12 protein-coding genes and 1 tRNA gene are annotated in these 13,633 nt (G+C 71.4%); 6 read left to right on the top strand and 7 right to left on the bottom strand.

The window, feature by feature from the left end:
* The first annotated feature begins 17 nt into the window (after nucleotides 1-17).
* The 4 genes from MUN78_RS07510 (at nucleotide 18) to efeB (ending at nucleotide 4,194) form a co-directional block, all read left to right on the top strand.
* Complete coding sequence (locus MUN78_RS07510; RefSeq protein WP_244729758.1) at nucleotides 18-506, top strand: Dps family protein; 489 nt, start codon at nucleotides 18-20, stop codon at nucleotides 504-506.
* A 121-nt stretch (nucleotides 507-627) separates the two neighbouring features.
* Nucleotides 628-1,578, top strand: a complete 951-nt coding sequence (efeU, locus tag MUN78_RS07505) for an iron uptake transporter permease EfeU (RefSeq protein WP_244729756.1) — start codon at nucleotides 628-630, stop codon at nucleotides 1,576-1,578.
* On the top strand, nucleotides 1,575-2,780 hold the full coding sequence (gene efeO, locus MUN78_RS07500; RefSeq protein ID WP_244729754.1) for an iron uptake system protein EfeO: 1,206 nt from the start codon (nucleotides 1,575-1,577) through the stop codon (nucleotides 2,778-2,780). Before efeU ends, efeO begins: the two co-directional genes overlap by 4 nt.
* Before the next feature lie 4 nt (nucleotides 2,781-2,784).
* Nucleotides 2,785-4,194 (top strand): iron uptake transporter deferrochelatase/peroxidase subunit, encoded by a 1,410-nt coding sequence (efeB, locus tag MUN78_RS07495; protein WP_244729753.1) that lies wholly within the window; start codon nucleotides 2,785-2,787, stop codon nucleotides 4,192-4,194.
* Nucleotides 4,195-4,205: 11 nt separating this feature from the next.
* On the opposite strand, the gene MUN78_RS07490 is transcribed toward efeB, so the two are convergent.
* The 7 genes from MUN78_RS07490 to aceE all read right to left on the bottom strand — a co-directional run bounded on the left by MUN78_RS07490 (nucleotide 4,206) and on the right by aceE (nucleotide 12,744).
* Nucleotides 4,206-4,976, bottom strand: coding sequence for a glutamine amidotransferase (locus MUN78_RS07490; protein WP_244729752.1), 771 nt, complete (start codon nucleotides 4,974-4,976; stop codon nucleotides 4,206-4,208).
* A gap of 84 nt (nucleotides 4,977-5,060) precedes the next feature.
* Complete coding sequence (locus MUN78_RS07485) at nucleotides 5,061-6,299, bottom strand: beta-ketoacyl-[acyl-carrier-protein] synthase family protein (protein ID WP_244729750.1); 1,239 nt, start codon at nucleotides 6,297-6,299, stop codon at nucleotides 5,061-5,063.
* 113 nt (nucleotides 6,300-6,412) lie between these two features.
* Entirely contained in the window at nucleotides 6,413-6,661 is a 249-nt protein-coding gene (locus MUN78_RS07480) for an acyl carrier protein (protein WP_244693829.1), read from the bottom strand.
* 83 nt (nucleotides 6,662-6,744) lie between these two features.
* Nucleotides 6,745-7,749: a beta-ketoacyl-ACP synthase III gene (locus MUN78_RS07475; RefSeq protein ID WP_244693828.1), complete on the bottom strand. Its 1,005-nt coding sequence runs from the start codon at nucleotides 7,747-7,749 to the stop codon at nucleotides 6,745-6,747.
* Between the two features lie 18 nt (nucleotides 7,750-7,767).
* On the bottom strand, nucleotides 7,768-8,685 hold the full coding sequence (locus tag MUN78_RS07470; RefSeq protein WP_244729748.1) for an ACP S-malonyltransferase: 918 nt from the start codon (nucleotides 8,683-8,685) through the stop codon (nucleotides 7,768-7,770).
* 79 nt (nucleotides 8,686-8,764) lie between these two features.
* Nucleotides 8,765-9,973, bottom strand: a complete 1,209-nt coding sequence (locus MUN78_RS07465; protein WP_244729746.1) for a PucR family transcriptional regulator — start codon at nucleotides 9,971-9,973, stop codon at nucleotides 8,765-8,767.
* A gap of 41 nt (nucleotides 9,974-10,014) precedes the next feature.
* On the bottom strand, nucleotides 10,015-12,744 hold the full coding sequence (gene aceE, locus MUN78_RS07460; protein WP_244729744.1) for a pyruvate dehydrogenase (acetyl-transferring), homodimeric type: 2,730 nt from the start codon (nucleotides 12,742-12,744) through the stop codon (nucleotides 10,015-10,017).
* Between the two features lie 254 nt (nucleotides 12,745-12,998).
* Here aceE and MUN78_RS07455 point away from each other — a divergent pair, with 254 nt between their 5' ends.
* The gene (locus tag MUN78_RS07455; RefSeq protein WP_244729742.1) at nucleotides 12,999-13,460 is read left to right on the top strand and encodes a peroxiredoxin; all 462 of its coding nucleotides are present in this window, start codon (nucleotides 12,999-13,001) and stop codon (nucleotides 13,458-13,460) included.
* 66 nt (nucleotides 13,461-13,526) lie between these two features.
* A tRNA-Val gene (locus MUN78_RS07450) sits at nucleotides 13,527-13,599 on the top strand.
* The last annotated feature ends 34 nt before the right edge of the window (nucleotides 13,600-13,633 follow it).

The raw sequence follows: 13,633 nt of genomic DNA, 5'->3' as shown, positions 1-13,633 counted from the left end.
GAGAGGGGAACCACCAGATGGCCACCAAGCAGATCACCATTCCCGCAGCGCAGGGCGATCTCCACCGTCCGAGCGGCGTCGCCCAGTACCTCACCCCCGTCGTCCACGACCTCGTCGCACTCGCGGTCAACGGCAAGCAGGCGCACTGGCACGTGCGCGGCGCGAACTTCATGGGGGTGCACGAGTTCCTCGATGAGGTCGTGACCCACGCGCAGGACGCCGCCGACGCCGTCGCCGAGCGCATCGTCGCCCTGGGGCTGCCGATCGACGCACGCGTGGGCACGGTGGCGGCCCGCACGACCACGCCGGAGCTGAGCGACGGCTTCCAGCAGTCCGAGGTCACGGTCCGCGAGATCGTCGCGCAGCTCGACGCCACGCTGGAGACCGTCTACGCCGCGGTCAAGGGCCTCGACGACGTCGATCTCGTGAGCCAGGACATCGCGATCGCGGTCGCGCAGCAGCTCGACAAGGACCGCTGGTTCCTCTTCTCCCACTACGCGGGCTGAGCACCGCTTCCCACGCGTCGGGGCGGCGCGGCATCGCAGGATGCCGCGCCGCCCCGACGCGTTTCTCGTCTGATGAATGTGTGGTAGATTCTCGCCGTAAGGCTCTCCTTACCCACATCTCATGAACGAGGAGGCCGCGCCCCGCATGATCGGAACACTCATGATCGGGCTGCGCGAGGGGCTCGAAGCGGCGCTCGTGGTCAGCGTGCTGCTCGCCTACGTGCGGCAGCTGGGCCGCCGCGACGCCGCGGTCAAGATCTGGATCGGCGTCGGCGCGGCCGTGCTCCTCTCATTGCTCCTCGGCGCCGTCCTCACCTTCGGCGCCTACGGGCTCTCGTTCCGCGCGCAGGAGATCATCGGCGGATCGCTCTCCATCGTCGCGGTCGCGATGGTGACGTGGATGGTCCTCTGGATGCTCCGCGCCGCCCGCGGACTGAGCGGCGAACTGCGCGGACAGGTCGATCGCGCACTGCTCGGCGGCGGCTGGGCGGTCGCCGCCATCGGCTTCGTCTCCGTCGGCCGCGAGGGCCTCGAGACCGCGCTCTTCATCTGGGCGACGACGCGGGCGAGCGATGTCGCACCGCTCGTCGGCTTCCTGAGCGCCGTGTCGGGAATCCTGCTCGCCGCTCTCCTCGGCTGGGCGCTCTTCCGTGGCATGATCCGCATCGATCTCACCCGATTCTTCCGCTGGTCGGGCGTCCTCCTCATCGTGTTCGCCGCGGGCGTGCTCGCCTACGCCGTGCACGACCTGCAGGAGGCCGCCGTGCTGCCCGGGCCCTTCGCCGCGACGCCGGCCGGGGCGGGCCCGCTGCTCGCCGCGTTCACCGGCGACGCCGCCTGGGCGTTCCGGATCCCGCATCTCATCGCTCCGGACGGCGCCCTCGGCGCCGTGCTCAAGGGCACGCTCGGCTTCTCACCGGAGATGACGAAGCTCGAGGTCATCGCCTGGTTCGCGTATCTCGTCCCCGTCATGACGCTCTTCCTGCGCGCCTCGATCGCGCAGGAACGGTCCATCCGCACCCGGAAGGCGGCCGTCGAACGCGCCGCCGCCCCCTCGAAAGGAACCCCGTGATCCCCGTCTCCCCGCGCATGCGTGCGGCGTCCTGCCTCGTCGCGGTCGCCGCAAGCGCCCTGCTCCTCACCGCCTGCGTCCCGAACGCGGCGCCCGACGCGACGCGCATCGCCGTCACCGTGAACGACACCGACTGCGCGGTGGAGACCGCAGAGGCGGCGAGCGGAACCGTGACCTTCGACGTGCGGAACGATGGCGAGCAGGTCACCGAGTTCTACGTGCTCGGCAGCAACGAGCTCACCATCGTCGGCGAGGTCGAGAACATCGCACCGGGCGCCAACCGCGAGTTGACCGTGCAGGTCGGCCCGGGTGACTACTTCACGAGCTGCAAGCCCGGCATGATCGGGGCGGGCGTCGGCCGAGCGGCCTTCACCGTCACCGGCGACGCCGTGGAGACCTCCCCGGAGGAGGACGCGGTGGTCGCCCAGTACGTCGGCTACGTGAAATCGCAGACGGAGGAGCTGCTGCCGCAGGTCCAGGCCTTCGTCGACGCATACGCGGCCGGCGACGACGCGGAGGCGAAGCGGCTGTTCCCGCTCGCCCGCATCAACTACGAGCGCATCGAGCCCACCGCCGAGCAGTTCGGAGACCTCGATCCGAAGATCGACTACCGCAAGCCGGGAGCCGACGAGGAGGGACTCGAGTTCACGGGCTTCCACCGCATCGAGATGGATCTCTGGAACGCCGAGGCGGTCGCGGACGGCGAGTACACCGGCGATCCCGATCTCACGCCGCTCACGCCGGAGGAGCGCGCCGAGCTCGGCGCGCGCCTCGTCGCCGACGTGACCGAGCTCAAGGAGCAGGTCGCCGACCCGGGCTTCACCCTCACGCTCGCCGACATCACCGAGGGCGCCAAGGGCCTCCTCGACGAGATCGCCGCCCCCGACGGCAAGCTCCCGGGCGAGGAGAATGAGTTCGCGCACACCGATCTGTACGATTTCACCGCGAACGTCGAGGGCGCGCAGGTCGCCGTCGACACCGTGCGGGACCTCGCCGTCGCGAACGGCTCGGCGGACCTCGTCGATGAGCTCGACCAGCGCTTCGACGACATGTTCGCGCTGCTCGCCACCTACGGCGACTACGAGGGGGGCTTCGTCTCCTACGACACCGTCGGGCAGCCCGAGCGCAACGAGCTCGCCGCGAAGCTCAGCGCCCTGAGCGAGCCGCTCTCCACGCTCACCGCCGCGGTCGTGACGGACTAGGCGCATGCACGAGGCCGTCGACTCCGGCACCGCTCCGGATCCGGCACCGAACCGCCCGGGCACCCCGGGCGGTTCGGCACCCGAATCAGAGAGCGGTTCCAGGAACCCCGCATCGGGGACGGGGGACGCGCCCGCGCCAGGCGCGGGGACGCCCCTCCGGCCATCGCGCCGCGGACTCCTCGGCCTCATCGGCGCCGGGGCGGTCGGCCTCGCCGGGGGAGCGGCGGCCGGCGGCGCGATCGTGTCGGCCGCCGCCGGCGGCCGCGGCGGCGCAGTCGGCAGCGCCGTGCCCTTCTACGGCGAGCATCAGGCAGGGATCACGACGCCCGCCCAGGATCGGCTCCACTTCGCGTCTTTCCGCATGGTCTCGGGGACGGCCCGCGAGGACCTCGTGACCCTGCTTTCCGACTGGACCGGGGCCGCGGCGGCGCTCACGCGGGGTCGCGCCCTCGGGACCGGGGTGGAGCCCGGGAACGCTCTGCTGCCCCCGGATGACACCGGCGAGGCCGAGGGGCTCGGCGCGGCGCGGCTCACCCTGACCTTCGGGCTCGGCCGGTCGCTCTTCGAGGCGCGGGACGGCGATCCCGATCCGTTCGGGATCGCGGATCGGCTGCCCGCCGCCTTCGCCCCGCTGCCCTCCTTCGCCTTCGACCTCCTGGAGGACGCGCAGAGCGGCGGGGACCTCTGCGTGCAGGCCTGCGCCGACGATCCGCAGGTCGCCGTGCACGCGATCCGGAATCTGGCGCGCATCGCCACCGGACGCGCCCACCTCGCCTGGAGCCAGCTCGGCTTCGGCCGCACCGCGTCCACCTCCCGGGCGCAGGAGACGCCCCGCAATCTCTTCGGCTTCAAGGACGGCACGGCCAACGTCATGGCGGAGGACGCCGCCGCGCTCGACGCGCACGTCTGGGTCGGGGACGAGGGGGAGGCGTGGATGCGGGGCGGCAGCTATCTCGTCGCCCGGAAGATCCAGATGACCATCGAGACGTGGGATCGCGCGTCGCTCGGCGAGCAGCAGCGCGTCCTCGGGCGGACGAAGGCCGAGGGCGCCCCCCTCTCCGGCGGAGCCGAGTTCGACGAGCCCGACTTCACCGCGCCCGATCCCGCCGACACGAGCCTGCCGGCTATCGACGCCGCCGCGCACGTGCGCCTCGCCCACCCGACGAGCAACGGCGGGGTGCGCCTGCTGCGGCGCGGCTACAACTACGTCGACGGTTCGAACGGCCTCGGGCAGCTCGGCGCCGGCCTCTTCTTCATCTCGTTCCAGAACGATCCGGCCGCGTTCGTGCGCGTGCAGCGCTCCTTGCAGCCCGATCTCCTGAATGAGTACATCCGGCACATCGGCTCGGGCCTCTGGGCGGTGCCGGGCGGCGTGCGCGAGGGCGAGCACCTGGCGCAAGCCCTGTTCGCCTAGGGCATCGCGGATCACCCGGGCTGGGGCGCGGGATCGGCGACCCAGCGCCGCGTGCCCAGATACTCCTCGACGAAGCGGCCGAGCACCATGTGCGACGCGCGGACATCGGCGCGCTCCACCCGCTGGATGATCGCGTCCGCCTCGGCCGGTTCGAAGTAGCCGTGCCCGGCGTAGGCGCGCACGCGAGAGGCGAAGGACGCGGTGTCGAGCTCCGGATGGAACTGGGTGGCGTAGACGTTGCGTCCGACCCGGAACGCCTGCACGGGGCAGCTCGGCGAGCTCGCGAGCACCGTGATCGAGTCGGGCACCTCGCTGATGGCCTCCTTGTGGCCGACGAACGCCTCGAAGCGCGCGGGCAGCTCGTGGAGCAGCGGATCGACGGCGCCGGCCTCGGTGAGGCTGATGCTGACGGCCTGCGAGGTCTCCCCATAGGTCCGATCCACGCGGGCCCCCTGGTGCGCGCCGATGGTCCCGATGCCGTAGCAGACCCCGAGGAACGGGTAGTCGCGCCGCACGACCTCGTCGAGGAGTGCGGCCAGCTCGCGTTCGACCCGCAGCTCCGTGGCGGACTTGCGCTCCGCGGGCTCGCTCACCGTGAAGGGGCTGCCGGCGAGGATGATCCCCGAGTAGGCATCGAAGTCGACCCCGCCGAGCGGCGCGCGGTCGATGCGGCGCCAGTGCAGTTCCTCGGGCAGCAGGCCGGTGAGCCGGCAGTAGGCCGCGTGCTCATCCGCCGCTTCGAGGTCCTCGCCCCGCGTCGTGATGAGGAGGAACGGCAGCATCGTCCCAGTCTACCGCGCGGACGACGGCGCCCCCGCTCCCGACGTCACGAGGCGTCATGGGGGCGGGGGCGCCGCGGTCGGGGTTCAGTCGTGGCTGCGGATCGCGATGACCGCGTTGTGGCCGCCGAAGCCGAAGGAGTTGGAGATCGCGAGCTGCGGTCCCTCGCCGAGCGGCTGGGGCTCTCCCGACACCGTGAGCGGGATCTCGGGATCCTGCTCGGTGAGGTTGATGGTGGGCGGGGCGATGCGGTGGTGCACGGCGAGCACCGCGAAGATCGCCTCGATCGCACCCGTGCCGCCGAGCAGGTGCCCGGTCGCGGCCTTCGTGGCGGAGACCGGGATGCGGTCGACCCGCTCGCCGAAGACCTTCCGCAGCGCCGTGTACTCGGCGATGTCGCCGACGGGCGTGGAGGTGGCGTGGGCGTTGATGTGCGTGACGTCGTCGACGCTCGCGCCGGCCTGCGAGAGCGCGAGCTTGACGGCCCGGCTCGCCCCGCGACCCTCGGGGTCGTTCGCGGTGATGTGGTACGAGTCGGCGGTGACGCCGCCGCCCGCCACCTCGGCGTAGATCCGCGCACCGCGGGCGAGCGCGTGCTCCTCCGTCTCGAGCACGAGGGCGCCCGCGCCCTCGCCCATGACGAAGCCGTCGCGGTCGACGTTGTAGGGCCGCGATGCGGTCTCGGGGGACTCGGTGCGCTTGGAGAGCGCCTGCGCCGAGTTGAAGGAGGCCAGCGTGATCGGGTGGATCGCGGCCTCGGCGCCGCCCGCGATCACCACGTCGGCGAGGCCGAGCTGCAGATGCTCGTAGGCGTTCGCGATGGACTCGGTGCTCGACGCACAGGCCGAGGCGACGGTGCGGGCGAAGGCGCGCGCCTCCAGGTGCATCGACACCGCGGCTGCGGGAGCATTCGGCATGAGCATGGGCACGGTCAGCGGCATGACGCGACGCGGCCCCTTCTCCCTGAGCGTGTCCCAGGCGTCGAGCAGCGTCCACAGGCCGCCGATCCCGGTCGCCCAGTCGACGCCCAGTCGCTCGGACGGCACCTCGGGGGCGCCGGCGTCCGCCCACGCCTCCATCGCGGCCACGAGCGCGAAGCGGCTGGACGGGTCGAGGCGCTTCGCGACGGGGCGCTCGAGCACCTCGGCCGGATCGACCTTCGCCGTGCCGGCGAAGTCCACGGCGAGCCCGTACTGCTCGGCCCAGTCGTTGTCGAGCGCCCGGACGCCGGACTCGCCCGCGAGGAGGGCCTGCCAGCTCTCCTCGGCGGTGCCGCCGAGCGGGGTGGTGGCGCCGATGCCGGTAACGACAATCTTCTTCGTCATGTGTGCATGCTCCGCGATGGGGGATGAAGGGGAAGGGGGGGTCGGGCCGGGACGGCCCGGTCGGGCGGCGCGGATCGGCCGAAGCCCGGATCCGCGCCGGCCCGGGGGACCGATCAGGCCTGCGCGCCCGCGATGAAGCTCACGGCGTCGCCGACGGTCTTGAGGTTCTTGACCTCCTCGTCGGGGATCTTCACGTCGAACTTCTCCTCGGCGTTCACGACGATCGTCATCATCGAGATCGAGTCGATGTCGAGGTCGTCGGTGAAGGACTTGTCGAGCGCGACGACGTCCGCGGCGATCCCGGTCTCATCGTTGATGAGCTCCGCGAGCCCGGCGAGGATCTCTTCGTTGCTGAATGCCATGTGTGTTTCTCCTTGATATGGGTATCGGTCGATGGAAGTTTACGGGGCCGCCCGCCGCGCGGCGGGCGCGACGCGCGCGCGGATCAGGGGATCTCGACGACCTGAGCGCCGTAGACGAGGCCGGCGCCGAAGCCGATCGTCAGCGCGAGGCCGCCGGAGAGCTCGGGGTGCTCCTCGACGAGCGCGTGCAGCGCCAGGGGGATGGACGCCGCAGAGGTGTTGCCCTGCATCTCGATGTCGCGGGCGACGACGACGGAGTCGGGGAGCTTGAGCTGCTTGGCGAACTCGTCGACGATGCGCATGTTGGCCTGGTGCGGGACGAACGCGGCGAGGTCGCCGGCCTCGATCCCCGAGGCCTCGAGCGTCTGCCGCGCGACCTTGGCCATCTCCCACACGGCCCAGCGGAAGACCGTCTGGCCGTCCTGCCGCAGCGTGGGCCAGGGGACCACGCCCGGGTTGGCACGGTACTCCTCGAAGGTCGAGGTGACGCGGATCGTGTCCCACTTCTCACCGTCGGAGCCCCAGAGCGTGGGGCCGATGCCGGTGTGATCGCTCGGGCCGACGACGACGGCGCCCGCGCCGTCCGCCAGTAGGAAGGAGATGCTGCGATCGGTGGGATCGATGATGTCCGAGAGCTTCTCCGCACCGATCACAAGGACGTTGCGGCACACGCCCGAGCGCACGAGCGCATCGGCCTGCGCGACCCCGTAGACGTAGCCGGCGCACGCCGCCGAGATATCGAAGGCCGCGGCCGGGGTGAGGCCGAGTCGGTGCGCCGCGAGCGCCGCCATCGACGGGGTGACGGCGACGTTCGAGATCGTGGCGATGATCACGCCGTCGATGTCGGCGCGGTCGAGCCCGGAACGGACGATCGCCTCCTCGCCGGCCGAGACGGCGAGGTCGACGGCCTCGAGGCCGCGGCTCGCCCGGCGGCGCTGCACGATGCCCGTGCGCTGCCTGATCCACTCGTCGGAGGAGTCGATGGGGCCGACGATGTCGTCGTTGGGCACATCGAGATCGCCGCGCGCCGCGCCGATCGAGAGAATACGGGTGTGGGCGGGGCCCGAGGGCTGCACGAGGGAGGCCATGTGCGTGGTTCCTTTCGCTCAGGCGGCTTCGGCGATCAGCGCGACCGCGGCATCGAGGTCGGCGGGGGACTTCACGGCGACCGTGGGGACGCCCTTGAGCGCGCGCTTCGCGATGCCCGAGAGGGCGCCGGCGGGGGTCAGCTCGATGAGCCCCGTGATCCCGGCGTCCTGGAAGTCGGTCATGCAGGCGTCCCAGCGGACGGGGCTCGCGATCTGGGAGACGAGAAGCTCCAGGAAGCGGGCGCCGTCAGCGACGCGGGAGCCGTCGGCGTTGGTCCACAGGGGGCGCACGGGGTCGGAGGGCGCGACATCCGCCGCAGCCTGCGCGAGCACGGGGATCGCGGAGGACATCGCGTCGGTATGGAAGGCGCCGGCGACCTGCAGGGCGATCACCCGGGCGCCGCGGGGCGCGTCGCCCGCAAGGGCGTCCAGCGCCGCGCGGGCCCCGGCCGCGACGATCTGACCGCCGCCGTTCCGATTCGCCGGGGTGAGCCCGTGCTCGGCGATCTTCGCGAGCACGTCGTCCTCGACCCCGCCGACGACGGCCGCCATGCCGGTGTCGGCCTGCCCGGCGGCCTCCGCCATCGCGCGCCCGCGCACGCCGACGAGCCGGAGGGCGTCCTCGGCGTCGAGCACGCCGGCGGCCGCGGCCGCCGCGAACTCACCCACGGAGTGGCCGGCGACGCCGGCGCCCGTGAGCTCCGCGCGCTCGCCGAGCGCGCGCCATGCCAACAGGCTCGCTGCCACGATCAGCGGCTGGGCGATCGCGGTGTCCCGGATGGTGTCGGCGTCGCTCGTCGTGCCGTGCGCGATGAGGTCGACGCCGGCGGCCTCGGAGGCCGTGCCGAGGAAATCGCGGCTGCCGGGGAGCTCGAGCCACGGGTCGAGGAAGCCGGGGGTCTGGGAGCCCTGTCCAGGGCAGGCGATGACAATCACGTGTTCCAGTTTCTCAGATCGCGGGCCGCGCTTCTGCATATGCTCGACCAACAATCGAGCATATCGTTGTGCGGATCCTTCATTTTTTCGAGGATGCGGCGCGCCTCGTGCCGTGCTGCGCGATGGAACCGGCGATGAGGGCGGACTGCAGGATCAGCGCCTCGCGCGCGCCCGTCGCGTTCCAGCCGATCACGTCGGACACCTTCTTGAGCCGGTAGCGCACCGTGTTCGGGTGCACGAACAGCTCGCGGGCCGTCGCTTCGAGGGAGCGGCCGTTGTCGAGGTAGCACCAGAGGGTCTCGAGCAGCTCGCCCGAATGGGCCGCGAGCGGTTCGTAGATCTGCTCGATGAGCGTGCGGCGGGCGAGGCCGTCGCCCGCGAGGGCGCGCTCCGGCAGCAGATCGTCAGCCGGCACGGGGCGCGGCGCATGCCGCCACGAGCGCGCCACCGCGACGCCCGCGAGGGCGGCCCGGGCGCTGCGGGAGGCGTCGACGAGGTTCTCCACGGTCGGCCCGAGCACGAGGGGGCCGTCGGAGAATCCGTCGGCGAGACGCTGCGCGATCTCCAGGAATCCGAGCTGCGGGGTCTCGACGCCCGCGTGCGCATCGCGCGGGGGCGCGTCGAGACGCCCGAGCACGAGGACGAGCCGGGTGCCCTGCAGGCCGATGAGCACGTCGGCACCCGCGTGCCTGGCCGAACGGCGGAGCTGGTCGACGTCGACGAAGCGCTCCGCGGTACCCACGAGTACCGCCGCCTCGCCGTCGCCGTGCCAGCCGAGCGCGGCGATGCGGCTCGGCAGCTCGTCGTCGCTCTCGCCCGTGAGGATCGAGTCGACGACGAGCGCCTCGAGTCTCGCGTCCCACAGGCCGCGCGCCTCGGCAGCCCGCGCGTACACGTCGGCGGCGGCGAAGGCGACATCGCGCGAGTAGTGCAGGATCGCCTCGCGGAGCGCCTCGCTGCGCGGGGCGACGCGCTCCTCGACGACGGACACCACCACTCGGATCAACTGCAAAGTCTCCTGCAGGCTGATCGAGCGCAGCAGCTCCCGCGGTGCGGAGCTGAAGACGTCGGAGGCGATCCACGGCGTCGAGCTCGGATCCTCGTACCACTGGATGAAGGACGCGATCCCCGTCTGCGCGACGAGCCCCACGGCCGACCGCCGGCTGGGCGGCATCGACCCGTACCACGGCAGCGTCTCGTCGAGGCGCGTGATGGTGCGGGTCGAGAGCTCGCCGGTGATGGTCCGGAGCCACGCGAGCTCCTGCTCCTTCGTGCGGTCCTTCTGCACGTGCACCTCTCCCTAGGCCGCCGGCTCCACCGTCTCCCGGTTCACGCGTCGCCGCCGGCACCGCCGGTCGTCCCGGCGTTCACGTCGTCGAGGCGGTACTGCTCGGCGGCGCGGCGGGGGATCTCGGCGTTGATCTCGCCCTGCGCGGCGAGCCGCTGCAGCACCTTCACGACGACCGACTCGCGGTCGATGCCGAAGTAGCGCCTGGCGGCCGCGCGGGTGTCAGAGAAGCCGAAGCCGTCGGCGCCGAGCACCGAGTAGTCCCCGGGCACGTACGGGCGGATCTGCTCGGGGACGAGGGTCGCCCAGTCGCTCACGGCGACGACGGGGCCCTCGGCGCCCTGCAGCTTCTCGGTCAGGTACGGCACGCGGGGGGCGTCGCCGAAGTTGCGGAAGTTGTGCGCCTCCGCCGCGGCGCCGTCGCGCTGCAGCTCGTTCCAGCTGGTGACGCTCCACACGTCGGCGGCCACGCCCCAGTCTCGGGCGAGCAGCTCCTGCGCCTCGATCGCCCAGGGCACGGCGACCCCCGACGCGAGGATCTGCGCGCGCAGCCGCCCCGTGCCGTCCGCCGGGCTCACGCGGTGGATGCCGCGGACGATGCCCTCCACGTCGACGCCCTCGGGCTCCGCCGGATGCACGATCGGCTCGTTGTACACCGTGAGGTAGTACATGACGTTCGGGTCCTCGTGCGCCCCGCCGTACATCCGCTCGATGCCCGAGCGCACGATGTGGCCGATCTCGTAGCCGTAGGCCGGGTCGTAGGCGACCACCGCGGGGTTCGTCGAGGCCAGGGCGAGCGAGTGCCCGTCGGCGTGCTGCAGCCCCTCGCCCGTGAGCGTCGTGCGGCCGGCGGTGGCGCCGATGATGAAGCCGCGCGCCATCTGGTCTCCCGCCGCCCAGAGCGCGTCGCCCGTGCGCTGGAAGCCGAACATCGAGTAGAAGATGTACACGGGGATGAGCGGCTGGCCCTGCGTGGAGTACGAGGTGCCGACAGCGGTGAAGGCGGCGGAGGCGCCGGCCTCGTTGATGCCGACGTGCAGCAGCACGCCCTGCGGGCTCTCCTTGTAGGCGAGGAGCAGTTCGCGATCCACCGACACGTAGTTCTGCCCGTGCGGGTTGTAGATCTTGGAGGTGGGGAAGTACGAGTCCATGCCGAAGGTGCGCGCCTCGTCGGGGATGATCGGCACGATGCGGGGACCGAAGCCCTGGTCGCGCATGAGGTCCTTGAGCATGCGGACGAACACCATGGTCGTCGCCGCCTCCTGGGTGCCGGAGCCCTTCGCCGCGATGGCGTAGCTCTTCGGCTCGGGGAGGGCGAGATCCACGTGCGAGGTGCGCCGCTCGGGCAGGTAGCCGCCGAGCTCGCGGCGGCGCTCGTGGATGTACTGGATCGCGTCGTCCTGCTCGCCCGGGTGGTAGTAGGGCGGGCGGTAGGGATCGGCCTCGAGCTGCGCGTCGGTGACGGGGATGCGCATGGTGTCCCGGAAGAGCTTCAGGTCCTCCAGGGTCATCTTCTTCATCTGGTGGGTCGCGTTGCGGCCCTCGAAGTGCGGGCCGAGACCGTAGCCCTTGATCGTCTTCGCCAGGATGACGGTCGGGCGGCCCTTGTGCTCCGTGGCCGCCTTGAACGCGGCGTAGACCTTGCGGTAGTCGTGGCCGCCGCGCCGCAGACCCCAGATCTGCTCGTCCGTGTAGTCCTCGACGAGGCGGAGCGCGCGCTCGTCCTTGCCGAAGAAGTGATCGCGGACGAAGCCGCCGTTCTCGGCCTTGTAGGTCTGGTAGTCGCCGTCGGGCGTCGTGTTCATCACGTTCAGCAGCGCGCCGTCGGTGTCCCTGGCGAGGAGCTCGTCCCACTCGCGTCCCCAGATCACCTTGATGACGTTCCAGCCGGCGCCGCGGAAGAAGCTCTCGAGCTCTTGGATGATCTTGCCGTTGCCGCGCACCGGACCGTCCAGGCGCTGCAGGTTGCAGTTGATCACGAAGGTGAGGTTGTCGAGGCCCTCGTTCGCCGCGACCTGCAGCTGACCGCGGCTCTCCACCTCGTCCATCTCGCCGTCGCCGAGGAAGGCCCAGACGTGCTGCTCGGAGGCGTCCTTGATGCCGCGGTTGGTGAGGTACTTGTTGAGCTGCGCCTGGTAGATCGCGTTGATGGGGCCGATGCCCATCGAGACGGTCGGGAACTGCCAGAAGTCGGGCAGCAGTCGCGGGTGCGGGTAGCTCGGGAGGCCGCCTCCCGCGTGCGAATGCTCCTGGCGGAACCCGTCGAGCTGATCGGCGCTCAGGCGCCCCTCGAGGAAGGCCCGCGCGTACATGCCGGGGGAGGCGTGCCCCTGCACGAAGATCTGGTCGCCGCCGCTCGGGTGGTCCTGGCCGCGGAAGAAGTGGTTGAAGCCGACCTCGTAGAGCGAGGCCGCGGAGGCGTAGGTGGAGATATGGCCGCCCACGCCGATACCGGGCCGCTGCGCGCGGTGCACCGTCATGGCGGCGTTCCAGCGGATCCAGGAGCGGTACTTGCGCTCGAGCTCCTCGTTGCCCGGGAAGGAGGGCTCGTCCGCCGAGGCGATCGTGTTGACGTAGTCGGTGGTCGGCACCTGGGGGACGTTGAGGTGGAGCTGCCGCGAGCGATCGAGCAGGCTCGTCATGATCTCGCGGCCCCGCCCGGCGCCGCGCGCCTCGACGACCGCGTCGAGGGACTCGCGCCATTCGGCGGTCTCCTGGGGATCCACGTCGTCGTTGTCCGGCGCGTACGGATCCTGCGTGTTCACAGCCAAGATTGTGCTCCATTCACCAAGAGGCGTGCTGAGCGCCGGGCGAGGCCTGTTGGGCCCGCGCGCAGCACGGAAGGCTGCCCTGCGGATCGCGGGGCAGCTCCAGACTAGCGAACATCCACCAAGGAATCCGGCATCTCCTTGTGGAAGGTGTCATATCCGCACAATGTTCGGCGCTGCAGCGGGGGGACCCGGATGAGTAGGCTGGGGGAGTCCACACCCGCAAGTGGCGCCGCGTGCGCCGGAAAGGTGGCACCATGGTGCTCGCAGTCGGCGCGGAGGCGCCCGATTTCACGCTCTCCGATCAGCACGGCGAGGAGCTCACGCTCTCCGAGCTCGTCGCGGAGGGCCCGGTCGCCCTCGTCTTCTTCCCCCTCGCCTTCTCCGGTATCTGCACCGGCGAGCTGTGCGAGCTGCGCGACAACCTGGAGATCTTCGCCGAGGGCGGCGTGCGCCTGGTGGGCGTGTCCGTCGACTCCGTGTACGCGCTGAAGGCCTGGGCCGAGCAGGAGGGCTACTCCTTCTCCATCCTCTCCGACTTCTGGCCGCACGGCGCCGTGGCGCAGCAGTACGGCGTCTTCGTCGAGGAGGCCGGCATCGCGACGCGCGCGACGCTCGTCATCGGGCGGGATCGCACCGTCCTCGCCTCCTTCGAGACGGCGCCGGGGCAGCCCCGCGATCTCGCCGCCTACCGCGAGGCGGTCGCCGCGATCGCCTGATCCGCGCGGATTCGCGCCGGCGCGGCGGGGCCCCTATGCTGGGGAGGCCCGCCGCGCGGGCGTTCGGGGCCTGTAGCTCAGCTGGTAGAGCGCCACGTTTACACCGTGGATGTCGTCGGTTCGAACCCGGCCGGGCCCACCGGAGGATCGTGGTGCACTGAACGAGTGATCGT

It is taken from the genome of Leucobacter allii (assembly GCF_022919155.1).
Taxonomy (GTDB): Bacteria; Actinomycetota; Actinomycetes; order Actinomycetales; family Microbacteriaceae; genus Leucobacter; species Leucobacter allii.
This window is presented reverse-complemented; position numbering and strand designations above follow the sequence as displayed.